This is a genomic window from uncultured Chloroflexus sp. (genome assembly GCF_937951745.1).
Classification (GTDB): domain Bacteria; phylum Chloroflexota; class Chloroflexia; order Chloroflexales; family Chloroflexaceae; genus Chloroflexus.
This window is the reverse complement of the sequence record NZ_CALFBQ010000007.1, coordinates 76650-103081: the sequence shown is the minus strand read 5'-3', so window position 1 is coordinate 103081 and position 26432 is coordinate 76650. Positions and strand designations below refer to the sequence as shown.

23 protein-coding genes are annotated in these 26432 nt (G+C 59.2%); 10 read left to right on the top strand and 13 right to left on the bottom strand.

Annotation, left to right across the window (positions count from 1 at the left end; translation table 11 throughout):
- Positions 1-32: 32 nt before the first annotated feature.
- The 3 genes from rimO to Q1A59_RS02670 form a co-directional block, all read right to left on the bottom strand.
- Positions 33-1403: a 30S ribosomal protein S12 methylthiotransferase RimO gene (gene rimO / locus Q1A59_RS02680; RefSeq protein WP_298404465.1), complete on the bottom strand. Its 1371-nt coding sequence runs from the start codon at positions 1401-1403 to the stop codon at positions 33-35.
- Positions 1404-1594: 191 nt separating this feature from the next.
- On the bottom strand, positions 1595-2092 hold the full coding sequence (locus tag Q1A59_RS02675) for a YajQ family cyclic di-GMP-binding protein (RefSeq protein WP_298404468.1): 498 nt from the start codon (positions 2090-2092) through the stop codon (positions 1595-1597).
- Between the two features lie 39 nt (positions 2093-2131).
- On the bottom strand, positions 2132-2944 hold the full coding sequence (locus tag Q1A59_RS02670) for a RodZ domain-containing protein (protein WP_299643739.1): 813 nt from the start codon (positions 2942-2944) through the stop codon (positions 2132-2134).
- Between the two features lie 264 nt (positions 2945-3208).
- On the opposite strand from Q1A59_RS02670, the gene Q1A59_RS02665 reads away from it, so the two are divergent.
- Positions 3209-3400 (top strand): hypothetical protein, encoded by a 192-nt coding sequence (locus Q1A59_RS02665; protein WP_298404473.1) that lies wholly within the window; start codon positions 3209-3211, stop codon positions 3398-3400.
- A gap of 10 nt (positions 3401-3410) precedes the next feature.
- On the top strand, positions 3411-3575 hold the full coding sequence (locus Q1A59_RS02660; protein ID WP_298404476.1) for a hypothetical protein: 165 nt from the start codon (positions 3411-3413) through the stop codon (positions 3573-3575).
- 31 nt (positions 3576-3606) lie between these two features.
- Here Q1A59_RS02660 and Q1A59_RS02655 read toward each other — a convergent pair whose 3' ends face one another.
- A complete protein-coding gene (locus Q1A59_RS02655) occupies positions 3607-4944 on the bottom strand; it encodes an amidohydrolase (RefSeq protein WP_298404478.1) in 1338 nt (445 codons plus the stop codon).
- Between the two features lie 187 nt (positions 4945-5131).
- Between Q1A59_RS02655 and Q1A59_RS02650 the strand changes: the two genes are divergently transcribed.
- The 8 genes from Q1A59_RS02650 to Q1A59_RS02615 all read left to right on the top strand — a co-directional run bounded on the left by Q1A59_RS02650 (position 5132) and on the right by Q1A59_RS02615 (position 14249).
- Positions 5132-5791 (top strand): hypothetical protein, encoded by a 660-nt coding sequence (locus Q1A59_RS02650; protein WP_298404481.1) that lies wholly within the window; start codon positions 5132-5134, stop codon positions 5789-5791.
- 236 nt (positions 5792-6027) lie between these two features.
- Positions 6028-7860: a VanW family protein gene (locus Q1A59_RS02645; protein ID WP_298404484.1), complete on the top strand. Its 1833-nt coding sequence runs from the start codon at positions 6028-6030 to the stop codon at positions 7858-7860.
- 136 nt (positions 7861-7996) lie between these two features.
- Positions 7997-8464: a CBS domain-containing protein gene (locus tag Q1A59_RS02640; RefSeq protein WP_066791345.1), complete on the top strand. Its 468-nt coding sequence runs from the start codon at positions 7997-7999 to the stop codon at positions 8462-8464.
- A gap of 284 nt (positions 8465-8748) precedes the next feature.
- The gene (gene pdhA / locus Q1A59_RS02635) at positions 8749-9816 is read left to right on the top strand and encodes a pyruvate dehydrogenase (acetyl-transferring) E1 component subunit alpha (RefSeq protein WP_298404490.1); all 1068 of its coding nucleotides are present in this window, start codon (positions 8749-8751) and stop codon (positions 9814-9816) included.
- A gap of 63 nt (positions 9817-9879) precedes the next feature.
- Entirely contained in the window at positions 9880-10875 is a 996-nt protein-coding gene (locus Q1A59_RS02630; protein WP_298404493.1) for a pyruvate dehydrogenase complex E1 component subunit beta, read from the top strand.
- Between the two features lie 124 nt (positions 10876-10999).
- Entirely contained in the window at positions 11000-12319 is a 1320-nt protein-coding gene (locus tag Q1A59_RS02625; protein WP_298490175.1) for a dihydrolipoamide acetyltransferase family protein, read from the top strand.
- Between the two features lie 169 nt (positions 12320-12488).
- Positions 12489-13364, top strand: a complete 876-nt coding sequence (locus tag Q1A59_RS02620) for a sulfurtransferase (RefSeq protein WP_298404499.1) — start codon at positions 12489-12491, stop codon at positions 13362-13364.
- 126 nt (positions 13365-13490) lie between these two features.
- Positions 13491-14249 carry an SDR family oxidoreductase gene (locus Q1A59_RS02615; protein WP_298404502.1) on the top strand — a complete coding sequence of 253 codons (759 nt, stop codon included), beginning with the start codon at positions 13491-13493 and terminating at the stop codon, positions 14247-14249.
- Positions 14250-14412: 163 nt separating this feature from the next.
- On the opposite strand, the gene Q1A59_RS02610 is transcribed toward Q1A59_RS02615, so the two are convergent.
- From Q1A59_RS02610 to Q1A59_RS02570, 9 genes are all read right to left on the bottom strand, one after another.
- A complete protein-coding gene (locus tag Q1A59_RS02610) occupies positions 14413-15999 on the bottom strand; it encodes an NADH-quinone oxidoreductase subunit N (protein ID WP_298404505.1) in 1587 nt (528 codons plus the stop codon).
- Between the two features lie 111 nt (positions 16000-16110).
- A complete protein-coding gene (locus Q1A59_RS02605; RefSeq protein WP_299643731.1) occupies positions 16111-17622 on the bottom strand; it encodes a NuoM family protein in 1512 nt (503 codons plus the stop codon).
- Positions 17623-17689: 67 nt separating this feature from the next.
- Positions 17690-19354: a NuoM family protein gene (locus tag Q1A59_RS02600; protein ID WP_299643728.1), complete on the bottom strand. Its 1665-nt coding sequence runs from the start codon at positions 19352-19354 to the stop codon at positions 17690-17692.
- Between the two features lie 3 nt (positions 19355-19357).
- Positions 19358-21550, bottom strand: a complete 2193-nt coding sequence (gene nuoL / locus Q1A59_RS02595) for an NADH-quinone oxidoreductase subunit L (RefSeq protein ID WP_299643726.1) — start codon at positions 21548-21550, stop codon at positions 19358-19360.
- 45 nt (positions 21551-21595) lie between these two features.
- Positions 21596-21913 (bottom strand): NADH-quinone oxidoreductase subunit NuoK, encoded by a 318-nt coding sequence (gene nuoK / locus Q1A59_RS02590; protein WP_298404515.1) that lies wholly within the window; start codon positions 21911-21913, stop codon positions 21596-21598.
- Positions 21914-21916: 3 nt separating this feature from the next.
- On the bottom strand, positions 21917-22570 hold the full coding sequence (locus Q1A59_RS02585; protein ID WP_298404518.1) for an NADH-quinone oxidoreductase subunit J: 654 nt from the start codon (positions 22568-22570) through the stop codon (positions 21917-21919).
- A 60-nt stretch (positions 22571-22630) separates the two neighbouring features.
- Positions 22631-23953 (bottom strand): NADH-quinone oxidoreductase subunit NuoH, encoded by a 1323-nt coding sequence (gene nuoH / locus Q1A59_RS02580; protein WP_298404521.1) that lies wholly within the window; start codon positions 23951-23953, stop codon positions 22631-22633.
- Between the two features lie 87 nt (positions 23954-24040).
- The gene (locus tag Q1A59_RS02575; protein WP_299643721.1) at positions 24041-25162 is read right to left on the bottom strand and encodes a 4Fe-4S dicluster domain-containing protein; all 1122 of its coding nucleotides are present in this window, start codon (positions 25160-25162) and stop codon (positions 24041-24043) included.
- Entirely contained in the window at positions 25159-26268 is a 1110-nt protein-coding gene (locus Q1A59_RS02570) for an NADH-quinone oxidoreductase subunit D (RefSeq protein ID WP_298404527.1), read from the bottom strand. The genes Q1A59_RS02575 and Q1A59_RS02570 overlap by 4 nt, the downstream gene beginning before the upstream one ends.
- Positions 26269-26432: the final 164 nt, after the last annotated feature.

The following is a 26432-nucleotide window of genomic DNA, read 5'->3' as shown; positions in this document are numbered from 1 at the left end:
GCCACCCAAGCAACCCGCAGGTTGGCGCTCGTTTACCCGGCTGCCTCTCCCCACAGATCGTAGGCGGTCGCCTGCGTTACCCGCACCGGTACCACGCTTCCTGCTGGATGCGATCCCCACACAAAGACCTGACCATCAATTTCAGGCGCGTCGCGGAACGAACGGCCCACGCTGAGCGGACTGCCATCATCGGTTGCCCCATTGCCCTCGATCAAGACCGTTAAGGTGCGGCCGATCCAGCGCTGGTTGCGCGCATACGAAATCGCTTGCTGCAAGCGCATCACTTCATGCCAGCGCCGCTCGATCACCTGTGGCCGCACTTGATCGGGCAACTCAGCGGCCGGCGTACCCGGTTCGCGTGAATAGCGGAAGACTCCCACTCGATCGAGTTGCGCAGTCTGCAAAAATTCGAGCAGCGCGTTAAACTCGGCAGTCGTTTCACCGGGATAGCCGACAATGAACGTCGAGCGGATGGCAATATCGGGCATCGCAGCGCGCAATTCGGCGATGAGACGCAACGTGCGATCGGTATCCGGCGGGCGCCGCATGCGACGGAGCGTAGCCGGATGGGCGTGTTGCAAAGGCATATCGAGATAATGACAGATCTGGGGATGCGCGGCCATCGTTGCGATTAGGCGCTCGCTGATGCCGTGCGGGTAAGCGTACATCAGCCGGATCCAGATATCCGGCGGCGTCACTTGGCACAGCTCTTCAAGCAGAATCGCCAACCCGTCTTGCAAGCCGAGATCACGGCCGTAGTCAGTCAGATGCTGCGCGACCAGCACAATTTCGCGCGCACCTTGCGCCACCAATTCTTGCGCCTCGGCCAACACGGCCCCAACCGGCTTCGAGCGCATATCACCCTTGAAGCTGGGAATGGTGCAGAAGGCGCAGCGCAGGTTACAGCCATCCGAAATCTTGAGATAGGCGGAAGGAGTGTGGCGCGTGCGCCGGATTTGCGTCGTGCGCCAATCGGCATACGAGACCGGCTGCTCAGCAGCAGAGGTCAGGATCAGGGGAATCGTGGCCGCTGCCGGCGCAGACGCCAACGGGATCACCGGCTGCGCTAGTTGACCAACCACCGCGCCGATCTGCGTCCACTGTTGGGTACCGAGCGTCGCATCAACACCTTGCACCTTCGCCACCTCACCCGGATGGCTCTGGGCCATGCAGCCGGCGGCGATCAGGCGCTGGTCGGGCCGTTTGCGCTCACCCAATTCCTTCAGCACGCCGAGGGTCTCGGCCCGCGCTGCGGCAATAAAACTGCATGTATTGACGATAATCACATCAGCATCCTCAGCGGTAGCCACGGCTTGATGCCCCTGCGCGCTGAGCAGGCCGTCCATTCCTTCGCTATCAACCGCATTTTTCGGACAGCCCAGCGTTACGATATGGTATTTCATTGGTGATGTACTCGTGATTCCTTTGTTTTGTTTATCTAGCTAATCAGCAATCTCTCTGCATTATAGATCGAGTTGGGCAGTACCACGGTGAAGCGCGTTGGTTGATATTTGTGTCGGGTTGCAGCTATACCAAAAAGAAAGGACAGCGCTCATCGCGAGCACCGTCCTCTCCTGCCACCAAATAGGATTACTCAGCGATAATTGGTCATTTGCAGCGGCACCGGAATCTCACCCTCGCGTTCACGCAGAAACGCAATCACCGCCTGTAACTCATCGCGGCTCTTGCCCACTACGCGCAGTGTATCGCCTTGAATCCGCGGCTGCACTTTAGGAAAGCGATCGCGGATCATTTTGCTCAGCTTCTTCGCCAGTTCGCTATCGATCCCGCGGCGCAACGTCACCACCTGCCGCACTCGTCCGCCACTCGCATCAGCCGGTTTGCCGTAATCAAAAATCTTCAACGACAGTTTCCGACGCACAGCTTTCGTTTCCAGCACATCGCGCACACTGCGCAATGACAGCTCGCTATCAGCTTCGATCACCAATTCGGTCTTGCTCAAGGTGATGGTCACGCCTGCATCTTTCAGATCGTAGCGCGTCTGCACTTCGCGCAACGTCTGATCAACCGCATTCACCAACTCTTGCTGATCAAAATCTGAAACAATATCAAAGCTGTTTTCGCTAGGCATTGTTACCTCCCACAACCAGAGAAACGCAGGTTTGACCGATCAATTCGGCGGCCACGACCAATTCACCGGCTGGCCGGGCACGGTGCCGAGCGGCCCTTGCTGTAACCCGTTCACCGTGACCTCGACATCGGTCGGATTACCGGCACGGATAAAGACCCGGCGCTGCGCGGCGAAGACCTGTTGCTCGCCGGCACGCATGATCGCCTCAAAGACGGTTGTGCCGTCAACCTGCACCCGCACCCATGAATTCTCATTGCCACGCACATTAGGCACCCGTACCTCGATCACGATCGGCGCTGCCGGGGTTGGGCTTGGCTCAGGCAGCACTAGTACGAAAGGCGTGACCGCCACCGGCGACGGGGTAGGCGTTGCGATGAGGCTGATCTCGGTCGGGAGCGGGCTTGGCGTCGGCAATGGCGAAAGCGGCTCAATGGTGGGAGAGGCTGCGACGCCGGCCGACGGCGTCGCACGTTCGCCAATGCGGCCAAGGGCGCTGAGACCTACATACGCAAGCCCGATCAACGTTAAGGTGATGAAGAAGATGGCAAAAAAACCGGGGAGGACATACATTCGGGTGCGGGGCGGATTGGTTGCCGGAACAATGCGGATCTTATCGGTTGCACCGCGCTCGCGCCGGTAGAGCTCGATCATCTCATCAACGGGCAAGCCGAGGTATTGCGCATAATTCCGCACAAAACCGCGAGCAACCACATCACTCGGCAATCGCTCGAACGCGCCTTCTTCCAATGCCTGCAACGATTGCAACAAAATACGGGTGTCCGCCGCCGCCTGCGCTAATGAAATACCATTTGCCTCTCGCGCTCGCCGGAGACGCGCGCCCAGCTCACTCATAATACCACCCTTCCACCGCACCAGTGACGTGCTACCACCCTCCCTATGGTATCGCCTATTAGATGCCTTTTGTCCTGCGGGCAGTATACCATACCCGCAACCATTTAGTGACAACCGTTTGACAAAGCAATCATAGCGGCGTAGGCGAAACGCTATGCCGCTATCGTTCGTATCATGGAACGTAGCAAACGACCACGCGATCCGGCTGCCGCCTTGCCCAATGCGCGTAGGCGCAGTCATAGCTATAGAATGAAAGGAACGCTTATGATGAGTAGCATATTTATGATCGCAATGATCATCGTGGGTCTCATTGTGGTAGCCCTCATCGGATCGGGCATTTTCTGGTTTTTGGTGCAGATCGGCGTGATCGTGCAAAAAGCGGCTGAACCGCCGACCCAAGACTACGGCAGCTATTCGCTTGATCAAGGGCGTGATATCAGCGAGCGCGAGCGTTAAGAGGAGACCTATGCTCAGTCAGCGCGAACGAGAAGCAGTTATCATCGGCAGTGCGGTCGGGGTAACGGCCACTATCATTGGCGTTGCGCTCGCCGGTGAGCCGCTGTGGATGCATGCGCTTGCCATTGGGGTGGCAGGCAGCCTCTTGTGTGGATTAGCAACGCTGTTCAAATAGAGCACCGTCAGGACCAAAGATTGACGATGCCCTATTCGCCAGCCGCCAGCTCAGGATAAACGGCCATCCGTTGCTCGGTTTGGCGTTGAGTAAGGCGTTCGATCCGTGCCGCCACCTCGCGCAACACTCGTGGCTTATCAATCGTTAGCAACACTCGATCGCGCATTACGATCCGGCCATCAATGATCACCGTGCTGACATCGGCAGGTTGGGCGCTATAGAGCAAGGCCGCCGCCGGATTATGGAGCGGTTGGATATGCGCGGTCGCACATTGCACCAGCGCCAGATCGGCGCGCGCACCCACCTGTAACACGCCAATATCATCCCATCGCAATGCGCGCGCGCCGGCGGCGGTCGCCAACTCAAGCGTCACGCCGATCGGTAAGACGCGCGCATCGCTGTTGCGCAGCTTTTCCAGCAGGGCCAACAGACGCGCCGACTCAAGCACATCATAGGTATTGTTGCTGGCCGCGCCATCGCTGCCAATTGCCACCGTAACCCCAGCGGCCCGCATGGCCGTCACCGGCGCCACTCCAATCCCCAGCTTCATCTCGGTCTTTGGAGTGACCGCCACTGCCACCCCATAGGCAGCCAGGGTCGCAATATCTTCCGGCGAGACATGGGCGACGTGGGCCGCAATCGCTGGTACATCAAACAGGCCGGTGTCGCGCGCGAGCTGCACCGGCGATTGGCCGTGCGCAGCTATACTCTGGGCGACTTGCGCCGCCGTTTCGGCGAGGTGAATGTGGATGCCAACACCCAGCTCACGCGCCGTCTGCCCCACCCGGCGCAAGAACGACGGCGTGCAAGTATACGGCGCATGCGGCCCCATCCAGACCCGGATCCGATCACCAGCGGCGCCGTGCCACTGTTCGGTAAACTGGCGGGCGCGAGCCAATTGCTCGTGCTCATCAGCGCCAGAGAAGAGCGTCCACGCCAGCAGCGCGCGCATGCCCGACTCTTGCACCGCTTGCGCGATCGCGTCGGCGACAAAATAATGATCGGCCACGCAAGTTACGCCGGATTCAATCATCTCGGCTATCCCCAGCAAGGCCCCCCAATAGACATCTTCTCGCGTTAGATTCGTCTCCAGCGGCCAGATAAAGCTATTAAACCACTCTGCGATCGGCACATCTTCGGCCACGCCGCGAAACAAGCTCATCGCAATGTGGGCATGGCTATTGATCAGGCCGGGAATGGCTAACTGGCCCGCACCATTCAGCGTCTCACGGGCAAGACCGGGGCTGATGGCCGGGGCTATCGCGACAATGCGTTGCCCGGCGATAGCAATATCATGCTGCGGCAAGATCGCAGGCGTGCCATTGGCGATCTGAAGGACATCAACGCGCTGAATGAGCAGATCGTACATTGCGCTTCACAATTAAACTATTGCATAGCGGATCGTATATCCATTGTAAGTGGAATACCAACTTCTGACAACTGCTTGTCAAAAACGAACATTTGTGCTATCCTTATTCTAGCGCCGGCACTGTATAAACGACAGAAATCGGGCGCGGCGGGAAGAACTCAGTACGGAGAGTCGGAGGAGGAACACTATGCCGGCCAAACCCCAAAGCGAGCGGAGCGTCACCCGCACGTATCGCACCGCGATCAAACTTGGCGACGATTTTATCACCATTGAAGAGACTATCACCCTACCAATTGATGCCGACGAGCAGATGGTGCAGCAAGCGGTTGATCTCGGCTGGCGCATCTTCCGCAGCCAGCGCGAGGCGGTTGAGCAACAAATTGCGCAGATTCGTGAGCAACATACCGCAGCCACCGCTATTACCGTGCGCGACCCCGACGCGCCGGCCAGCGAACGTCAGCGCAACTTTATCGCCTCGCTCCAACAAGCGCTGGGTTGGTCGGGTGAAAAGTTAGCTGCCTTCGCCCAAGAGCACGGCTACGATCTGGTTGCCCTCAACAAAGGCCAAGCCTCGGCATTTATTGACGAATTGCGGCGCGTGCAAGAAGAACAGCAGCGATTGGCGGTCGCCGAAGAACGCGCTCGCTACGCGAACCAACCGGTTTCTGACAAACAGCGCAACGCTATCTTATCATTGGCGCGCGAACTCACGCTCGACGCCGACGCCGAAGCCCAACGCCGGTTCAACGCTGCGGTTGATCAGCTTACTAACGAGCAGGCGGCAACCTTGATTAGCGAATGGCAAGCGCGCCAACGCGCCAGCGCCGCGAACAAACGCAATGGATAGCGCCAACGCATCGCCTCCCCGGTATGGGTACAACGTTGTTGCGCCTGTGGCCGCAGCTCAGCGCCGGGCCGCCAAGGTCGCGCACGGCGCGGCCCATCCCGTTACGGACGCTCCCTGCCCGGGCCCGGCAGCGCCGGGCCGCCGCCGGGCGCGGCGACTTGACACGGCTACTACGGCGCGTTAGACTGAAGGTGTCATTGCTGTTTTGTGCATTGGAATGCTGTTGCGAGACTATCATGGATCGTCCGCTGCCAGCCCGGGTGCCCCGCGCGCGCCGTTCATGGCCGTGGCGCATTATGGAATGGGTGCTCGTGCTCACCGCACTAGCCGGCTTGGCTGCACTGCTTAGCTATGGCGCGATCTTGTTGGGCGAACGGCTGCTGGCCGAACGGATCTATCCTAACATTAGCGTGCGTGGCTTGCCAATCGGCGGTCTGACCCGCGCCGAAGCCCGCGCTGTTCTCCAGCGCCGCTATGCCGATTTCCTTGCCGCGCCGGTCACCCTGAGCTTCGATGGTCAGCTCTGGCGACCGGCGGCTGAAGACCTTGGCCTCAGTTTGGCGATTGACGAGGCGCTCGACGCTGCCTTTGCCCTCGGTCACGATCTTCATTGGCAAGCCAATACCCGCATCGCCGCCGCCACATGGCAATACGGCGTTGATCTGCCGCTGCGCCTGCGCTTCGATCAGCGCATTGCCCAGCAAACGTTACGCGCCATCGCTGCCGAGATCGACCGCACACCGGTTGAGGCCAGCGTAGAACTGCGCGATGGGATCATCTTCGTTGGTGAAGAGCAGTGGGGTCGGCAAACGCTGATCGATGACACGATCGCCGATATGACCGCCGCCGTGCAGAGTCTGCAACCGCAAGAGGTGGTGATCCGCACCCGCCTACTCGAACCGCGAGTGCGCGATGCTGACCTCGCCCCCACCGTCGCCGAATTGCAATTACTGCTGCATGGCCCGATCCAGCTCGAAGGCCGGGGCGGCCAGTGCCCCGCCGGTTGCCGCTGGGAATGGCCGGTCTCGCACATCGCCGCGTGGATCAAGCTTCGCAGTCTCACCGCGATCGATGGCCGCCCGGCTATGGCAGTGATGATCGATCAGGCCGCTATCCGCGCCGCACTCACCCCCATCGCCGCCGTACTGCGCGAAGAGGGCGGCTTGCCCCGCGTTGATTGGAATAACGGCAACTTGCGTATCCGCACCCCCGGCACACCCGGACGCGGTCTCGCAGTCGAAGAGGCGCTGGCCCGTATTAATGGCGCGCTCTATAGCCACGAGCGCACCGTAAACTTGCCCATGCGCGAATTACCCCCACCGGTTACTGCTGATAACCTCGCCGCGCTGGGGATTACCGCGCCGGTTGGCGTTGGGGTGAGCTCGTTCCGCAACTCAGCCGAGTACCGCATTACTAATATTCAAGCTGGCGCACGCCAGATGGACGGCGTACTCATCTCTCCCGGCGCAACGTTCTCGTTTAATACAACTCTCGGCCCCGTCACCCCAGAACGCGGATTCGTCGAGGGGCTGGCTATCATCGCCAACCGCACCCAAAAAGAGTGGGGCGGCGGCCTTTGCCAAGTCAGCACCACTGTCTTCCGCGCCGCTTTTTTCGCTGGCTTGCCGATCACCGAACGCCACGAGCACTCGTTCCGCATCGGCTGGTACGAAGAGCTTGGCGAACCGCCCGGCCTCGATGCCGCCATCTTTACCGGCGTCCACGATCTACGGTTTGTCAACGATACCGGTGGCTGGCTGCTCTTGACCAGCAAGGTTGATCTGCAACGCCAACAATTAACGATGATCCTCTACGGCCCGCCGAGCAACCGCCGGGTAGAATATGCTTACCGCATTCTCGAACGCACCCCGGCCCCGACCCAGCCAATCTACATTGACGATCCCACCCTGCCGGCTGGCGTGATCCGGCAAACCGATACCGCGCGCGGTGGGTTGCGGGTCGAAGTCTATCGCACCGTCTATACCAACGGCGAAATCAACCGGCGCGATACGATCCCCACCACCTTCCAACCATGGCCCGACATCTTTGTACGCGGCACCGGTCGCTAAACGCACCGCTGTGCCTAACATTCCCACCACACCGCCAGCTTGGCAATCTCTGCTATACTAAGGAAGAGTTGTTTGTGCAACTACTCTCGTGAAGAACATCACGAATAGAACATAACGAAACGAAAGGTGTAGCGGAATGAAAGCGCGCGAGATCATGACCCGTGATGTGATTTGCATCACTGATGACGCCTCGGTCGAAGATGCCGCCCGCCTAATGGCGCGCAACCGAATCAGTGGCTTGCCGGTGATTAACGGTCATGGCATCTTGGTCGGCCTTGTCACCGAGCACGATCTGATCGCCAAAGAGGGGCGCACGGTCAAAGAGATTATGACCCGCAGCGTGATCAGCGTTAGCGCCGACACCGAAGTCGAACAGATCCAGCACCTCCTCACCAACCAGCGCATCCGGCGGGTGCCGGTGGTCGAAAACGGCAAAGTGGTTGGCATTGTCAGCCGGTCAGATCTTGTGCGCCAGATCGCAATGCGTTGGGTGTGCGGCGTCTGCGGTGAGATCGTGCGCTCGCTCGAATCGCCCAAACATTGCCCGCGCTGCGGCGCTGACGCCAGCGCTTTCACCCACGAAGTGGTGCCGCCGGGTATGTAACCGTGATGTGGCGTGGGGCAGCGGTTGCCGTTTGCGCTCACGTCATACTCGCAACCGATTGATCGGTCACCAAGCTGCTGCTGTGCCATCACGCAGTAGACTGTTGACCTGACGTTCATCAAACAATTGCGTCCCGCCAGACTAGGTGCGCGTCTGGTTCATTTCAAGCGCGTTACACGCCCACGGGGGCGTGGCGAACATACCAGATGGCGCGTCGCCGCGGCATATGGCAATACTAACCTGTGCCGAAGCGAAGCGCCCAGCATACGAGAGGAGTCTTTACTATGGCCGAAGTAGCCGAATCGGCTCAGCCCCTCCTTGAGCGCGCTACCGCCGATGAATTGAAGCATTACTACTATCAGATGCTCCTGTTGCGGCGATTTGAAGAGCGCGCCAGCGAAATGTACGTGAAAGCGAAAATTGGCGGATACTGCCACCTCAATCTCGGCGAAGAGGCCACTATCGTCGGCCTCATGGCCGCCCTTACTCCCGACGACTACATCTTCACCAATTATCGCGAGCACGGTTACATTATTGCCCGTGGCGTGCCACCCGGCCCGGTGATGGCCGAACTGTTCGGCAAAGAGACCGGCGTTTCCGGCGGGCGCGGCGGTTCGATGCACCTGTTCGACCGTAAAACCAACTTTATGGGTGGCTATGCGATCGTCGGCGGGCAAGTGCCGCTCGCCGTTGGCGCCGCGTATGCGCTGCGCTATCAGGGCAAGCCGGGTGTGGTCATCGCCCAAATGGGTGATGGTACCACGAACATTGGCGCGTTCTACGAGTCGTTGAATCTAGCTAAGATCTGGAAGTGCCCAGTGCTCTTCTTTATCGTCAATAATGGTTACGGTATGGGCACCTCGGTGGAGTCCGGTTCATCCGAGCCGGATCTATGGAAGAAGGGCGCTTCGTTCCGCGTCTACGGCGAACGGGTCGATGGCACCGATGTGCTGGCGGTGCGCGATGTGGTGCGTCGCTTGCGCGCCCGCGCCGAAGCCGAAGGCGAGCCAGCAATTATTGATGCGGTTAGCTTCCGCTTTCGCGGCCACTCGGTGATTGACGCTGATCGTTACCGCGACCCTGAAATGGTACGCCGCGGACGCGAACTGTACGATCCGATCCGTAAGTTTGCCGCGCTCCTGCTCGATCATGGCGTTGTTGACGATACATGGCTGAAGAGCGTGGCCGATCGGGTTGAGCGCGAGGTGCAAGAGGCGATCGATTTCGCCAACAATAGCCCCGATCCGAAGTTTGAAGATCTCTATAAGTATATGTATGCGACGCCGGTGCCAAATACACCGACCGCCGAAGACGCAATCCGCGCTGTGAAGATTAATCGCGGCGAGTTTTAGCGGTTGGGTGGAGCACAGCTATAACGATGATCCGGCGTGTCTAAACAAGTAAGAGGTTGCTCTATGCCTGTGATTACGTACCGTCAGGCGTTAAACGATACGCTTGGCGAGGAGTTAGCCCGCGATCCGAATGTGCTCTTGATGGGCGAGGAGATCGGGGTTTTTCAAGGTTCGTACCGTGTGACCGAGGGCCTGTTGGCCGAATTTGGCCCTAAGCGAGTGGTTGACACCCCAATCGCCGAGGAGGGATTCGTTGGCGTCGCCATCGGCGCAGCGATGCTGGGTCTGCGCCCGGTGGTCGAGATTATGACCATCAATTTTATTCTGGTTGCGATTGACCAGATCGTCAACCATGCCTCGAAAATCCACTATATGTTCGGCGGGCAGGTGAGCGTGCCGCTGGTGATCCGCACGCCCTCGGGCGGCACTGGCCAACTGGCAGCCACCCACTCGCAGTCGTTCGAGAATTGGTTCGCCTACTGCCCCGGTCTCAAGGTCGTCGCCCCAGCAACCCCCTACGATGCCAAGGGCTTACTCCGCACCGCGATCCGTGATGACGATCCGGTGATCTTTATCGAGTCGCTGGCCCTCTACGACACTAAAGGCGAGGTGCCGGAAGACGATGATTTCGTGGTGCCAATCGGCGTCGCCGAGGTGAAGCGGCAGGGTACCGATGTGACGGTTGTGTCGTATTCGCGCATGACCGCTATCGCTTTGCAAGTCGCCCAGCGTATGGAGCAAGAGGGGATAAGCGTTGAGGTGGTGGATTTGCGCTCGCTGCGCCCGCTCGACCGCCCAACGATTATCGAGTCGGTCAAGAAGACCAATCGCGCCGTAGTGATCGCCGAGGATTGGTATTCGTATGGCGTGACCGCCGAGATTGCAGCGACCATTCAGGAAGAGGCATTTGATTATCTCGATGCGCCGGTCTATCGGGTCGCCGGCCTCGAGGTGCCACTTCCCTACGCCAAAGACCTGTCGGCGGCCTCGAAGCCGAATGCCAATAGCCTAATCTATGCCATCCGGCAGGTTATGCGCGGCACGAAGCGTATGCGCTGAACGCAGCGATGTGAGGCGAAACGAAACACCTTCTCCCCGCCTGCAGGGAGAGGGGCTAGGGTGAGGGATTACACCCCCCCATCTATAAAGATGCATATGCATAGTATCAATCATGGGAGGCTCCATGGGTGAAGTAACCATGCCTCGTCTCTCCGACACTATGTCGGAAGGTACGGTGGGCCGTTGGTTGAAGAAGATCGGCGATCCGATCGCCGTGGGCGATATTATCGCTGAGATCGAGACCGATAAGGCCACGATGGAATTGGAGGCATTCGAGGCCGGTGTGCTCCAGCAGATTTTGGTGCCTGAAGGGCAGACTGTGCCGATCGGGCAACCGATCGCGATTATTGGCGATAGCTCAGCGCCGGTAGTGGCTGCCCCGGCTGCGCCGGCACCCGCAGCGGCAGCGCCCACGACGGCAACGCCCGCCCCAGCCCCGGCAGCGCCCGCCGCAGTGGCTGTGCCGCCTACGCCCGTCACCGTTGCTACCGCTGATGAGAACGGTCGCATCAAAGCATCACCGGTTGCCCGTCGTTTGGCAGAAGAACTAGGGATCGATCTGCGGCAAGTGGTCGGTACTGGCCCCGGTGGCCGGATTATCAAGGAGAACGTCGAGGAATTCGCCGCTCGCCGTGGTACGGCTGCACCGGCCCCCACGCCAGTCGCTACGCCAACCCCTGCCCCAGTTGCTGCACCAGCCCCTGCGCCCGCCCCCGCCCCAACTCGCACGCCGGCCCTCGCCCCCGCTCCTACGCTGGCTGGCGCTGAGCCACTAAGCCGGATGCGCAAGGCGATCGCGCGCGCGATGAACGAGAGCAAACCCGGCGTGCCTCATATCTACCTCACGATCGAGGTTCATGTCGATGCGCTAATGGCGCTACGCGACCAGATCGCCGCCAGCGGCACCCGTGTCTCGGTCAACGATCTGGTGGTGAAAGCGGCGGCCAAGGCGCTCGCCAAAGTGCCCGCCGTTAATACCAGCTTTAGCCAGACTGCTGACGGCCAGCCGGGGATTGTGCGCCATAGCCAGATCAATATCGGCGTGGCCGTCGCCCTCGATGATGGATTGATGGCGCCGGTCGTGCGCGACGCCGACAAGAAGAGCATTAGCGTGATCAGCGCCGAAATCCGCGATATGGCTTTGCGCGCTCGCGAAGGCAAAATCAAGCAGAACGAACTTGAAGGCGCGACCTTCCAAGTCACCAATCTCGGCATGTTCGGCATTGTCGAGTTTGGCTCGATCATCTCAGTGCCGCAGGCCGCTTCGCTGGCCGTCGGCGCAGTGCGTAAAGTGCCGGTGGTGCGCGATGATCAGATCGTGATCGGGCAGGTGATGAATCTGACCCTCAGCGCCGATCATCGCATCGTCGATGGCGCCGTGGCTGCGCAATATCTGCAAGAGCTGCGCAAGTTGCTGGAAGCGCCGATGACGATCATCGTCTGAAAAGGAAAACGCAAAGACGCAGAGTGCGCAAAGGGTTTTGGATGACCGTCTTTGGTGGAGGGTACTCATCCAACAACCCTTTGCGAGCTTTACATACTCTACATCTTTGCGTTAAAATCCCTCCGCACCTTCGCCCGCTTTGCACCTTCATCCCCATAGGAGGATTGCTATGACGCTCGACCTGCCATCCGGCCCGCTAGTTGAAACCGATTGGCTGGCCGCTCACCTCGGCCATCCCAGCCTGCGCATTGTCGATATGCGCGGCGTCGTCTTGCCGCCGACTGCTCCCAAACCCCATTACTTCCCCCGTCACGAAGACTACACCGCTGGTCACATTCCCGGTGCAGTCTATATTGACTGGACGCGCGACATTGTTGATCTCGACGATCCGGTGTTGGTGCAGGTTGCGCCGCCCGCCAAAATCGCCCACGAGCTTGGTCAACGGGGGATTGGCGATGATACGGTGGTGGTCGCCTACGATGACTGGTATTCGATGTTCGCCGGTCGCCTGATGTGGGTGCTGCGCTACTACGGTTTCGAGCAGGTGCGGATTTTGAACGGCGGCTTGGTTAAGTGGCTTGCCGAAGGCCGCCCGCTCACTACTGACGTACCCAACTACCCGCCGGCAACCTTCACTCCGCGTCCGCAACCGCATCTGCGCAAGACCGCCGATCAAGTATTGCAGGCGCTGGGCAGCGATCTGCTCTTGATCGACGCCCGTAACGAACAGGAGTATCGCGGCTTGGAATCACGCGCTACCCGCGGCGGCCATATCCCCGGCGCGCACAACGTCTTCTACCAGAGTCTGGTTAGTGGGCCACACCAAACCTACCTCTCACCCGATCAGCTCCGCGAACGCTTTCTCACCGCCGGAATTGATCCCGCTGCTGTCGCTGATCGAGAGGTGGTCGCCTACTGTAACGGCGGCGTTTCGGCTACTCCTGTTGCCATCGCTTTCGAGATCGTTAGCGGTCGCCGCGTCGCGATCTACGATGGCTCGTGGAATGAATGGGGGAACGATCCTGAAAAACCGTTAGAACGATGACGCTGGCTGAGGGTAGGTTAGCGCCCAACGAGAGACACGCCGAGACTGTCAGCAGTTATTTTCTCCAGTTATAGTACGTGGTTTCATAGTCCAACCTTGGAACCGTTGAGCAGAGGAGTATCCACAATGCACCCATCATTTGCAGGCAAGGTAGCTCTTGTGACCGGTGCTGCTTCTGGTATCGGGCGAGCGAGCGCGTTAGCCTTCGCACAGCAAGGAGCAAAGGTCGTTGTTGCCGATGTATCCGTCGAAGGTGGAGAAGAAACCGTTCGTATGATCAAGGAGATCGGCGGTGATGCACTCTTTATTGCCACCGATGTTTCTCGGTCAACTGAGGTAGAAGCACTCATTCGTCACACGGTCGCTCACTATGGCCGGCTCGATATTGCCCACAACAACGCCGCTATTGAAGGTGCGCTCGCGCCTACGGCCTCGTACACCGAGGAAGACTGGGATCGCACCATCAATGTCAATCTTAAAGGCACATGGCTTTGCATGAAGTACGAAATCTTACAAATGCTGCACCAAGGCGGCGGTGCGATTGTGAATACGGCATCAGTGGTCGGGTTGGTTGGTACGATGGGGCTGCCTGCGTATTGTGCATCGAAAGGCGGGGTCATCCAATTAACGAAAGCTGCGGCCCTCGAATATGCAAAGGCCGGTATTCGCGTGAATGCGATTTGCCCCGGCGCTACCTATACGCCAATGCTGAACCGCCTATTAGCGCAGCCGGGAGCCGAGACCGGTATGCTGGCTACGATCCCGCTTGGACGGATTAGCCAACCCGCAGAAGTTGCAGCAGCGGCGGTGTGGCTCTGCTCAGACGCGGCTTCGTATGTCACCGGTCACGTTATGGTGGTAGATGGCGGCTTGATTGCCCAATGACGTTTTGACACGCTTTACAACAGACATTCCGAAAACAGTGATGGAGTGCGACCGTGTAACCGCCGCACTCCATCTCTATAGCGATACACCCACTGTCTTATCGGATACCGATATTTACAGTCTACTCTTCTCACCTATGAAAGCAGCGGGTTTCCCATTCTTACTACGCCCGTTCCAACACACTCAAAATCACGTTCGGGAAAATACCCAATGCCAGCACTCCTACCGCCGTAATCGTCAACGCTGCCGCCACTCCGCGCGACATCGGCACCGGCGTCATGTCAACTGCCGGTTCGATGAACATGACCTTCAGCAAGCGCAGATAGTAGTAGAGGCTGACAATCGTCATTACCACCGCGATAACGACCAGCCACGTTGCACCGCTTTGCCAACCGGCCATGAAGATATAGAACTTGGCGAAGAAGCCGCCGAGCGGCGGAATACCAGCCAGCGAGAGGATGCAGACGGTGAAGAGCAGCGCCAAGGGTAAGTTACGCCGCGCCAGACCACGCAGATGCTCGAAATCATCGCCCCCCACCTGCTGGCCGATCAGCGCCAACGCACCGAACGCGCCGATGTTGGTTAGGCTGTAGATGATCAGGTAATAGAGCAGCGCGACCAAGCCTTGCTCGCGGTCGAATTGCTGCGCCGCCGCCCAAGCCAGCAAGCCCAGCACGACAAACCCAGCGTGGGCAATACTCGAATAGGCCAGCAGACGTTTGGCATTATTCTGCGGCAACGCCGCCAGATTGCCGAACACCACCGTCAGCAAGGCCAGCACCGCTAGCACCCCTGTCCAACCGCCCGCTGCCTCACCCAACACTGGCGCACCGGCCATCGCCGGGAAGGTCTCAGTTAGCAGACGGAAGAGTAGAATGAAACCCGCCGCCTTCGAGGCAGTCGAGATAAAGGCCGTGATCGGTGTCGGCGCGCCTTCGTAGACATCCGGCGACCAAGCGTGGAACGGCACGACCGCCAATTTGTACCCCATCCCGGCAACGATAAACAACATCGCCAACGTGATCAGTCCGCCGCCTGACGGCGTAAATGCACCGATACGGTCAAAACGGGTGAGATCGTTCATGTTGGCGGCTCCGCTCACCCCATTCAGCGCCGCGCCAAAGGCTATGCTCATCCCATAGAGCAAAATCGCCGACGAGATAGCCCCAAACAGGAAATATTTCAACCCCGCTTCCGCCGAGCGAGCTTCATTGCGGAAATAACCGGCTAGCAAGTAAAGCGGGATCGAGGTAAGCTCGATCGCCAAATAGGCTAGCAACAGTTCTTTGGCCCCCACCATCAGGCACATGCCGAGCGTGGCAAAAACAATGAGTGCATAGAATTCGCCGGGGTGCGCAGTGGGCCGCACATCGAGACAGAGCAGACTGATGAGCAGAGCCGAGCCAATTATCAGTAGCCGCGCGATCATGGTCAGATGATCGACCACAAACACACCGGCCACCGGATCGCCTCCCGGCCCGCCGCTCTGCAAGTTGCGGATGATGTTGGTAAAGAAATTGACCGGCGCTGTCTCTGGCAATTGATAGAGGTAGCCACTCTGCAACAGCGCCACGGCCAGCACCATCACCAACCCAATTGAGGTGAGCGACGCCGATGACTTGACCCGTTCAAGCTGTGCTTCCGGCGTGCGTCCCCATTTTTCGAGAATATCCGACCCTAGCACCAACAGCGCCAGCACCAGCAGCAAAATCTCTGGCAAGAGGCGCGGGATGTCGGTTAGTTGAAACATACGTCCCTCGTTGTGATGCTCACAAACCCAGCCGTGTTGATACTGAAACAATTCAATCCAAAATGTTTCTTGGTGGGGTCGGCGACAGCCGGCCGTCGCTACGGTTGTTGACTACCGCAACGCCACAGCCACCTCACTCAACCGCGCCGCCAGCGGGCGCACCGCGGTATCGATCAGCTCGGTCATCCATGCCGGATACAACCCCAGCCCAACCAGCACCACCGCCAGTATCAACGCGCCGGTATACTCTTGCCACGTCAGTTTGGGTAGGTGCAGAAATTCGGGATTCTTCACCTCATCGTAAAACACCGACCACACCGCGCGCAGGATATACGCACCAGTGATCGGAATACTCAGTGCCGCAATCACCGCTATCAGCGGATACCGCTCCCAGACGCCGATGAAGATGTTAAATTCGGCCCAGAAGCCGGCTAACCCCGGCATACCCATCGAGGAGAGACCGCCGAGAATGAACATCGCTGCCGCAAACGGCATCACCCGGCCCAACCCGCCCAATTCGGGCAATTGGCGGGTGTGGGTGCGGTCGTAGATCATCCGCCCCACGACCGCGAAGAAGAGGGCCGTCATAATACCGTGGGCAAACATTTGTAACACTGCCCCCATCAGCGCAATCTGTGTGCCGGCAGCGAGTGCCATGACCACCAAGCCCATGTGGCTTACCGACGAGTAGCCGATAATGAACTTGGCATCGCGTTGCACCATCGCGATGCTCGCGCCATAGACAACGTTAAAGATGGTGAGCACGGCAATAATCGGCAGCCAATCACGCGCCCCCACTGGCATCAGCCACATCGCCGCCCGCAGACAGCCATACGCGCCCAACTTCATCAGCACGCCGGCGTGCAACATACTCACCGCCGTCGGCGCAGCCACGTGGCCGGTCGGACTCCACGTATGGAAGGGGAACATGCCGGCTAACACGCCAAACCCGACAAACAGTGCCGGGAAGAGCAGCCATTGCAGGTTGCCGGAGATAAAGCCTTGCTCGGCCAGCACCAGCATGTTGAAGGTGCGCAGGCCACTACCAAAATAGAGACCAATCATGCCGATGATCACCAACGCGCTGCCGGCCATCAAAAACAGGGTCAGCTTCATTGCGCCGTACTCTTTGCGCGTGCTGCCCCAAATGCCGATCAGCAAATACATCGGCAGTACCGCCAGCTCATAGAAGACAAAAAAGAGGAAGAGGTCAAGCGCGCTGAAAACACCGTAGACGCCGGTAGTAAGCAAGAGCAGCCACACCCAATACTCTTTGGTGCGCACGTCAATATTCCAGCTCATCAGCGAGCCGGTGAAAATCACGATTCCGTTGAGCAGCAGCATCGGCAAATTAATCCCGTCAACACCGAGCAAGTAGCTAATGCCGAGCTGCGGAATCCAATCGAGCTGTTCGATAAACTGGAAGCCACCCTTCACCGGATCGTAGGCCAAAAAGACCGACAACGACAAGATGAGCGACAGTAGCGCGAATCCCGCTCCTACCCACCGCATAAGGTCGGGGTAGCGATCGGGAATGACGGCGATGATGATCGCCGGTACCAGCATGCTTAGCCAGATCAGGCTCAGCCACGGCACATCGGCGGGAAGTGTTATCAACCCCATGCAATCACCTTTGCGCAATCCGGCAGTGGTCAGAGCGTTTATCCCAACCACCGCGCTGGTTTCAGACCTACCCCAACACGCGCGTAAAGATAGCGACCAATTGCCCAGCGGCAGCGTTGCCCAAGGCCATCAATGGCGCCGGATAGACACCAATCAACAACGACAAGAGCAAGATCGGCGCCGTTGTCCAGAACTCTTGCGGACGTAGATCGGCGATTGCGCGCGGGTTGCCGGTGGCCGGGCCGAGGAAGATGCGCTGGAACATCAGCAGTAGTGCCAGCGCCGTCACCACCAACCCGATCACCGCCAGCGCAGTAAAGAAGGGCAGCGTCGCCCATGCGCCGCGGAAGATGAAGAATTCGCCGACGAAGCCGGCCAATCCCGGCAAGCCGAGGTTGGCAAAGAGGGCGATCCCCATCACCCCGGCAAAGGCCGGCGCGCTGGCGCGCAAGCCACCCAAACCGCTCAGCTCCCAACGTCCGGTCCGCTCGTACAATGCCCCCGCCAGATAGAACAGCGCGCCGGTGCTGAGGCCGTGCGCCACCATCTGCACCAAAGCGCCGTTGATCGCGCTGGCCCGCGCCGCAACACCCGCCTCGCCTGCCGCCGCTGCCCCAGCAATCGCCAGCATCACATAGCCCATGTGGTTAATCGAGGTGTAGCCGATTAGGCGCTTGATGTCGCCATTGACTTGGTTCAATGCGCCGAAGGCCCCGGCCACCACGCCAATCACCGCCAGCGCCGCCAACGCTGGCGCAAAATACTGCGCCGCGTCGGGAGTGAAAGGCAACAGCAACCGCAACATGCCATACGCCCCCATCTTGCTCATCACGGCCGAGAGCAAGATGCTGGCCGCAGTCGGCCCCTCGGCGTAGGCGTCGGGCAACCACGTGTGGAACGGCCAGACCGCCAGCTTAATCGCAAAGGCAATGAAAATCGCCCACATCGCGATGCTGCTGTAGAGCAGCGGATAGCGGCCTAGCGCATTGGTCACGCCGAGCTGCTCAAGATAAGCAAAGAGAATATCGCGCAGATTGCCTTCGACGCCAGCCACCGGCAAGCCTTGCCCCAATCGGCCCAGCGCGATCAGATCGAAGGTCGGATAGCCGGCCTGCCGCACCGATAGGTAGATTAGTTGGAAGAGTAGCAGCATGCCAAGTGAGCCGGCCATTGTGTAGACAAAGAACTTAAATGCGGCGTAGCGGCGCTGTTCGCGGCCCCAATTTTGAATCAGGAAGAAGGCCGGCACGAGACTGAATTCCCAGAAGATGAAGAAGAAGAAGAAATCGAGCGCGACAAAGTAGCCGAGCATCGCCGCTTCGAGCAAGAGCAGCAACGCCAGATGCGCCCGCACCCGCGCGCTAACGCCCCAACTGGCGATCACTGCCACCGGCGTCATCACCGCGGTCAGCAACACCAGCGGCATGCTCAGACCATCAACACCAAGAAAGTAATCAACCCGGATGGCCTGAATCCACGGTACTCGCTCGACCAACTGCACCACGGCTTGCCCGCTCGCCACCGCATTCGGATCGAACCGCACCCAGATCAGACCGGCTAACAACAGCGGCACCCCCGTCCACGCCAGCACACCGGTCTTGATCGTCCGCTCATCGAGCTTGAGCAGCCATGCCAACCCGATCAAGGCAATGCCGGCCAGCGGCGACAGCACCAACAAGGTCAGCCACGGCACGCCATCGGCGGCAGGAAGAAGATACTCTGGCAGATTCATACGCTACCGCCCAATCACATACAGCCAGAACACAGCCAGCGCCAAGAGACCGCTAAAGACATAGATCAAGTAATCTTGGGCCTTGCCAGTCTGCAACCGGCGCGCTTGGCGGCCAGTGCCTTGAGTACCGCTCGCCAAGCCATCCGGCCCGTCATTGAGCAAGGTGTCATCAATGATGAAGTTGACCTTGCCCAAGCCGAAGGTAAAGCGGCCCATACCATCAACCAGCCGGTCAATCACCGAGCGGTCGAGCAGCGACCACGCCGTCGCAAGGCTCGTCGTTAGCCGACCAATCGTCGCCGCGTACAACTCATCGATTCGGTACTTAGCGTTGAGCACGGCAAACAACCCCGGCGCGCGCGCCGCCAGCGGGTCGGTATCCATCGCAGTCGCGAAGGCGTTGCGGTAGCCATACCAGCCCAGCGCAATCCCGACCAACGCAATCAGCAACGACAACCCAGCCACTAGCGGATTGAGCTTAGCCGCCTCTTGCCCCCACAGGCTGGCCAGCCAATGCCCGCCGGGGCCGTCGAACGGTAGATTAAACGCGCCGGCAGTAACGGCAAAGCTGGCTAGCACCACCAGCGCCGCGATCATACGCGGGTCTTCGTGCCAGTGCTCACCGTGATCGTGATCGTGGTGATGATCCTCGTGCCCGTGCCCAGCATGGCTGGCGGGAGCGTCCGGGTTCTCAAACACCACCGGATGCGCGCCGCGATACTCACCAAAGAAGACGAGCCACCACTGGCGAGTCATATATACAGCCGTTAGGAAGGCAGCAACACTCAGAGTAAGATAAACCGCCAGATTATGCTTGAAGGCATCGAGCAAAATCTCGTCTTTGCTCCAGAAGCCGGCAAACGGCACAATGCCGGCCAGCGCCAGATAGCCGGCGGTATACGTCCAAAACGTCCACGGCAAGCGGGTGCGCAACCCGCCCATGTTGCGAATGTCTTGCGCCGTCTGCTGGGCAGCGTATTCGTCGTGGTGATGAATGCGCTGGATCGAGGGCTGCTGCTCCATCGCGTGAATAATCGATCCTGACCCGAGGAAGAGCAACGCCTTAAAGAAGGCATGGGTAATCAGATGGAACATCGCCGCCACCCAACCGCCCACACCGAGAGCCGCCACCATAAAGCCGAGCTGCGAGAGCGTGCTGTAGGCCAGAATGCGCTTGATATCAAACTGGGCCAGCGCAATTGTCGCCGCAAAGAGGGCGGTAAACGCACCGATAAAGGCCACCACTCCCAACGAGGTTGGGTCGGCGGCGAAGAGGGGGAAGGTGCGCGCCACCAAAAAGACGCCGGCAGCTACCATCGTCGCGGCGTGAATGAGGGCCGACACCGGTGTCGGGCCTTCCATTGCATCGGGCAACCAGACGTGCAGCGGGAACTGGGCCGATTTGCCGACTGTGCCGCCAAAGATCAGCAACGCAATCCCGGCGGCGTGGCTCAGACCGAGCGCACCGGTCTCGCTCGCCAGCCGCTCAAGCAGCGGCGGGTGGAAGATGCCGCCCTCCTCATTACCAAAGGAAATCCCGCCAGCCTGCGCATAGAGATAGACGATCCCCAGCAGCAGCAAGACATCGCCGATGCGGGTGGTGATAAACGCCTTCACGGCGGCGCGGGCCGCGCTGGGCCGCTCGTACAGGAAACCGATCAGCAGGTACGAGCAGAGACCCATAATCTCCCACGCCATAAAGAAGAGGAGCAGGTTATCGGCCATGCTCATCAGCAACATCGCCGCCGTAAAGAGTGCGATAAAGCTAAAGAAGCGGCTCTGGCGCGGGTGCGCAGCCATATACCCGATTGAGAAGAGGTGAATGCAGGTTGAGGTGATTGTCACCATAGCCAGCATCGCCGCCGCCGCGCCATCAATATAGATACCCATCTGCAAGGCGGTATCGCCGGTTGGCGCCCATACGAAACGCTGCACCACGTTCGGTTCAGGGAAGGCAAACGCGCCGTGCTCACTATGATGGGCCGCGAGTTGCACCAGCTCACCGTGGTGCAAGGCCCACCCGCCGGACACCGCCGCCAACAAGCCGAGCGCCAACACCGTCGCGACCATCATCAGGCCGGTGGCCAGCCACGCGCTCGCCATCGCCTGCCGCCGGATCGGCGTCAACGTGATGATGGCACTGGCCAATAACGGCAACAGCGGAATCAGCCATGCATTTTGCAAGAAAAATGCCATACGCGCTCCGGGTTAGATCAACACCACTCTCGTTCGCACGTACCGTTACCCACGCAGTTGATCCACTTCGTCGGCATTGACGGTCGCATAATGGCGATAGACCGCAATCACCATCGCCAAACCGACCGCTGCCTCGGCAGCAGCCACCGCAATAATAAAGATGGCAAAGGTCTGGCCAGTGATGTAGCGCGGCTCGAAATAGCGCCAAAACGCGACCAGATTGACATTGACGGCATTGAGCATCAACTCAACACCCATCAACACCCCAATCAGATTACGGCGCGATAGGGCGCCAAACAACCCAATGCAAAAGAGGGCGGCGGCCAGCGTCAGCACCGCCGGCAATGGCACTGCATTCAGCATCTGTCACCCCTCACTGGCGGGGCGCGTCTCGCGCGCCACCGGCTCGGCCTCAACCGGTTCAGGCGTTTCGGTCTGGGTTGTACGTTCACGCAGGCGCTTCAACTCTAATTCCTCCGCCAACGTCAACACTTTGCGCCGCCGCGCCCGCTCTTCAAACGCAATCACGATCGCGCCGATCAGGGCCACCGTCAACAGCACCCCAACCACTTGAAACTGGATCAGGAACTCGTTCACAAACCCACGACCCAACTCGGCGGGACCAGCAATCGGTTCCGGCGTACCCAACGGCGGGGCTGGCGGCACATTCCACTGCTGGTTAATCAAGGTTGGCGTCATCACGGTAGCAAAGAGCAACACAGTGACAACGAGCACCACTGGCCAGCGCGAAGTCAGTTGGCGTACCCCCTCGCCGCTGATCTGGCGCGTGAGCATAATCGCAAACAAGATCAGCACTGACACCGCGCCAACGTAGACCAGCACCTGCACCACTGCCAGAAACTCAGCTTCAAGCAGCAGATAGAGCGCGCCCACACCGAAGAAACAGGCGATCAGCCACAGCGCCGAGTGGATCACATTGCGCACCGAGACCACCATCGCCGCCGCAACCAGAATAAAGAGGGCGATTAGCCCAAACACCATTTGGACAACGACTTCCATCACACGTTCCTGCTGTCTGAATTGCGTAACGCAAAGGCGCGTCGCGCAGCGATTGTACAACTACGCCGCCGCGCTCAACTCTTCCAGCTCGGCCCGGCGCCGTTCGGCCTGCGACGCCGCATAGACGCGCGTCAGCCACAAATAGACCCCCAGATTGATCGCCAACGTCACCACAAACGCCGCTAACCAGCGCAGCACTGGCGACCAACCGACCGTGATCAACATCCCTTCGGCAGGACCCCAGCGGGTGAAAGCTACCCACAACGCCGCGCTAAACAGATTGGCCAGTGTCCACGGAATGAGAAACTTCCAGCCGAAATCCATCAACTGATCGATGCGCAGCCGGGGGAAGGCACCGCGCAGCCAGACCATCACAAAGAAGAAGATGTAGGTTTTGAGCAAGAAGTAAAACACGCCCAAAATACCGGCCAGCACATTGAACAACCCGTTACCGTTGGGATTCGCCGGAGTAATGCCTTGCGCGTAGAGCCAGCCGACCCCCGGCCCTTGCCAGCCACCGAAAAAGATGATTGCGGTGATCGCGCAGAGCAGGAAATTCAACACATATTGGGCAAGATAGAAGAGACCAAACTTCATGCCGCTATACTCGGTCATGTAGCCGGCGACAATCTCAGAATCGGCTTCGGGAATATCAAACGGGGTGCGTTCGCCTTCAGCCAGCGCAGCGATAAAGAAGGCGACGAAGGCTACAAAGCCAACCGGGGTAAATACAAACCAACCTAACCCTAGATCGGGAACGCCGGGCAGATCGCGGTTGCTGATGATCAAGCCGGCCTGATAGGCAATAATCTCATTGATCGAGAGCGAGCCAACTATAATCACTATCGCGATCAGCGACAACACCGCCGGAATTTCGTATGACACCATCTGGGCCACGGCCCGCATCGCCCCTAACAGCGAAAACTTGTTGTTGCTCGCCCAACCGGCCATCATCAAGCCGACTGCACTGATCGACGAGATCGCAAAAAAGAAGAGCAAGCCGGTCGGCAGATCAACCGGCACCATCCCCGGCCCCCACGGCACCACCGCAAACATCAAGACTGTTGGCGCCACAACCACGCACGGAGCGAGGAAATGCACAATCCGGTCGGCAGCCTGCGGCACGATGTCTTCCTTAGTGAACATCTTGACGCCATCAGCAATTGGTTGCCAAATGCCTTCGGGGCCGACCCGATTCGGGCCGACACGATCTTGCATGCGCGCGATCACTCGGCGCTCGTAATAGGTAAAGAAGAGCATCTGGAGCGGCGCAACGACCAACACAATCGTGACGATCAGTATGTAGCTGAGTAGGTTCAGCGCCCATTCCGGCCATCCCCAACCTAAAGCGCCGTTGATTAAGGCAGTGAGCATGTCGTACATGGATGTCTCCGTCATAGAGCCACACTGCCGTGCGGCTTTACATCCCTCTCTCTGACTTATTATCAGGAGCCACACGAACGTGCAGCTCTACGAACCGTCGCCGGATTGTTGTTTCTTGGCCGCATTGGCGGCGCGGATGGCCGCCAGCCGGGCGGCTTTGTCAGCCGGCGGGGCGGCGGGTGGTGCATCCGCTGGCGTGTCGCCTGCCATGCCATCAGCGGGCGCGACAGGCAGCGTGGCCGGCGCTTCGCCAGCAGCGGCTTTCTTGGCCGCATTGGCGGCGCGGATGGCCGCCAGCTTCGCCGCTTTGTCAGCCGACGGCGCAGCTTCGCCAGCCGGGGCCGGTGATGGTGGCGCCGGCGCAGCCTCCGCTGGCGTTGCGCTCTCGCCGGCCTGCGCTGTTTTGGCAGCGCGAATCGCCGCTAGCTTCGCCGCCTTCTCTTCTGGCGTCAACTTGCGTCCTTCCGCTGGCGCAGCCGCTGGAGCTGCCGGCGCAGCCGCCGCTGCTTGCGCTGCCTGCACCGCTTGTGCCGCCAACTCAGCCCGCCGCGCCGCGATCTTCTCGGTTAGCTGCGGCGCCAAGCCAATAACGTCAGGCCGGCGGCGCACGTTGCCCTGCAACTTCTTCAACGCACTCTCGCGTACCTCAGCCCACATCGTCGGCGCAATCTTAGCGTAGTAGCTGATTGGCCGGAGCAACTGCTCTTTATGCACCGTCAACCGAGTGTGATCGTCGGTGGACAACTCAAACTCGTGATCCATCTTGATCGCGTCGAACGGACAGACTTCAGCGCAAAAACCGCAGCTCATGCAGGCATCGTACTCGATGATAAACTCAGCTACTGCCGGCACCGGCTTACCAGTCGCAGGGTCTTTGGCCTGTGTCATGTGAATAACCTGCGGCGGGCAAATCCGTTCGCACTGAAAGCACGAGGTGCAAAGTTCGTGACCCGTCTCGTCATCGTAGAGCAGGATCGGCATGTTGCGGTAGGCTTCTGGAATGCGCGGCTGCTCCTCTGGATATTCAATGGTAAAGGTGCCGTGAATCTGGCTATAACTGCGATTAAGCTTAAACGACTCCTTCCAGTGCTTCCAGACCACCGCCATCCCACGCAACAACCCACCACCCCACCGCACGCGGGTATCGTCGCGCTGCACTTCGATTACCCGCCCACGCGGAATCTCTATCTCAAACGGTGAGGCTGTCATCGATCCACCTCCCCCATCACGATATCAATACTGCCAAGGATGACCACAATATCAGCCACCTTATAGCCGCGGCACATATCGGCGAGCGGCGTGAGGTTGATAAACGACGGCGCGCGCACCTTGTAGCGGTACGGTTTCGTACTGCCATCACTCACCAGATAAAAGCCGAGTTCGCCTTTAGGCGACTCTATACGGGCATATGCATCGCCAACCGGTGGACGCACATTCTGGCGCGCTTTGGGGTTAATATGACCACCCTTAGCATCGGGCAACTGCTCAAGCACCTGCTCGATAATCCGCTTGCTCTGGCGCATCTCCTCGATCCGCACCAGAAAGCGGTCATACACATCGCCCACCTTGCCAATTGGCACATCAAAATCGAACCGGTCATAAACACTGTACGGCTCGGCCTTGCGCACATCATACGGAATGCCCGAACCGCGCAAGACCGGGCCGCTGACGCCATACGACAGAGCCACTTCCGGCGGCAGAATGCCGATCCCGATCGCCCGTTGTAACAAGATCTCGTTATCGCGCAGCAACCGCTCCAGCTCATCGATATACGCCGGCAGCGCGCGCAGCAATTCGCGCAAATTGGGAATGAATTCTGGGGGCAGATCGCGCACCACGCCACCGAAACGAAAATAGTTACACATAAGGCGCGCGCCACTCGCCATCTCAAAGAGATCGAGAATTTTCTCGCGTTCGCGCATCCCAAATGCCAGCGGCGTCTGCCAGGCTCCCATATCGTTGATCATAAAGCCAACCGCGCTGGCATGGTTAAGAATCCGGGTCAGCTCGACCATCAACACCCGGATATACTCAGCCCGTTCGGGCACCTCAATCCCGGCCAGCCGCTCGACCGCCATGGCGTAGGCATGGTTATTGGCCATGGAATTGAAATAGTCGAGCCGGTCGGTGTAGGGCATATTCTGCAAATACGAATTAGCCTCGGCGATCTGCTCGTGGTTGCGATGCAGATAGCCAAACACCGGCTTCAGATCAACCACCGTCTCGCCGTCAACCGTCACCAGCATGCGAAACACGCCGTGGGTTGACGGGTGTTGCGGGCCGATATTGACTTGCAGCTCTTGAGTCTGGAGCATAGCAGCACCGGTTTTTCTATGCTGATAGCCCATTCGCCTCTGGCGAGATCAGGCTACATTGATTGATTTAGCCTCAAACCGAATCTATGAGCGTAGCGGTTTTTTGCCGAAGGCGGTAGAAAGGCTCACGCTATACGTTGCAGCCTGCATTCGGCGCGCTTAGT

What these genes read in the sequence shown, in the direction of transcription:
- nuoH (WP_298404521.1), bottom strand. Translation starts at nt 23,953, where the DNA reads ATGTACGACATGCTCACTGCCTTAATCAACGGCGCTTTAGGTTGGGGA.
- Q1A59_RS02625 (WP_298490175.1), top strand. Translation starts at nt 11,000, where the DNA reads ATGGGTGAAGTAACCATGCCTCGTCTCTCCGACACTATGTCGGAAGGT.
- Q1A59_RS02675 (WP_298404468.1), bottom strand. Translation starts at nt 2,092, where the DNA reads ATGCCTAGCGAAAACAGCTTTGATATTGTTTCAGATTTTGATCAGCAA.
- rimO (WP_298404465.1), bottom strand. Translation starts at nt 1,403, where the DNA reads ATGAAATACCATATCGTAACGCTGGGCTGTCCGAAAAATGCGGTTGAT.
- Q1A59_RS02655 (WP_298404478.1), bottom strand. Translation starts at nt 4,944, where the DNA reads ATGTACGATCTGCTCATTCAGCGCGTTGATGTCCTTCAGATCGCCAAT.
- Q1A59_RS02610 (WP_298404505.1), bottom strand. Translation starts at nt 15,999, where the DNA reads ATGTTTCAACTAACCGACATCCCGCGCCTCTTGCCAGAGATTTTGCTG.
- nuoK (WP_298404515.1), bottom strand. Translation starts at nt 21,913, where the DNA reads ATGCTGAATGCAGTGCCATTGCCGGCGGTGCTGACGCTGGCCGCCGCC.
- Q1A59_RS02640 (WP_066791345.1), top strand. Translation starts at nt 7,997, where the DNA reads ATGAAAGCGCGCGAGATCATGACCCGTGATGTGATTTGCATCACTGAT.
- pdhA (WP_298404490.1), top strand. Translation starts at nt 8,749, where the DNA reads ATGGCCGAAGTAGCCGAATCGGCTCAGCCCCTCCTTGAGCGCGCTACC.
- Q1A59_RS02660 (WP_298404476.1), top strand. Translation starts at nt 3,411, where the DNA reads ATGCTCAGTCAGCGCGAACGAGAAGCAGTTATCATCGGCAGTGCGGTC.
- Q1A59_RS02585 (WP_298404518.1), bottom strand. Translation starts at nt 22,570, where the DNA reads ATGGAAGTCGTTGTCCAAATGGTGTTTGGGCTAATCGCCCTCTTTATT.
- Q1A59_RS02605 (WP_299643731.1), bottom strand. Translation starts at nt 17,622, where the DNA reads ATGGGGTTGATAACACTTCCCGCCGATGTGCCGTGGCTGAGCCTGATC.
- Q1A59_RS02620 (WP_298404499.1), top strand. Translation starts at nt 12,489, where the DNA reads ATGACGCTCGACCTGCCATCCGGCCCGCTAGTTGAAACCGATTGGCTG.
- Q1A59_RS02600 (WP_299643728.1), bottom strand. Translation starts at nt 19,354, where the DNA reads ATGAATCTGCCAGAGTATCTTCTTCCTGCCGCCGATGGCGTGCCGTGG.
- nuoL (WP_299643726.1), bottom strand. Translation starts at nt 21,550, where the DNA reads ATGGCATTTTTCTTGCAAAATGCATGGCTGATTCCGCTGTTGCCGTTA.
- Q1A59_RS02650 (WP_298404481.1), top strand. Translation starts at nt 5,132, where the DNA reads ATGCCGGCCAAACCCCAAAGCGAGCGGAGCGTCACCCGCACGTATCGC.
- Q1A59_RS02665 (WP_298404473.1), top strand. Translation starts at nt 3,209, where the DNA reads ATGATGAGTAGCATATTTATGATCGCAATGATCATCGTGGGTCTCATT.
- Q1A59_RS02615 (WP_298404502.1), top strand. Translation starts at nt 13,491, where the DNA reads ATGCACCCATCATTTGCAGGCAAGGTAGCTCTTGTGACCGGTGCTGCT.
- Q1A59_RS02570 (WP_298404527.1), bottom strand. Translation starts at nt 26,268, where the DNA reads ATGCTCCAGACTCAAGAGCTGCAAGTCAATATCGGCCCGCAACACCCG.
- Q1A59_RS02630 (WP_298404493.1), top strand. Translation starts at nt 9,880, where the DNA reads ATGCCTGTGATTACGTACCGTCAGGCGTTAAACGATACGCTTGGCGAG.
- Q1A59_RS02575 (WP_299643721.1), bottom strand. Translation starts at nt 25,162, where the DNA reads ATGACAGCCTCACCGTTTGAGATAGAGATTCCGCGTGGGCGGGTAATC.
- Q1A59_RS02645 (WP_298404484.1), top strand. Translation starts at nt 6,028, where the DNA reads ATGGATCGTCCGCTGCCAGCCCGGGTGCCCCGCGCGCGCCGTTCATGG.
- Q1A59_RS02670 (WP_299643739.1), bottom strand. Translation starts at nt 2,944, where the DNA reads ATGAGTGAGCTGGGCGCGCGTCTCCGGCGAGCGCGAGAGGCAAATGGT.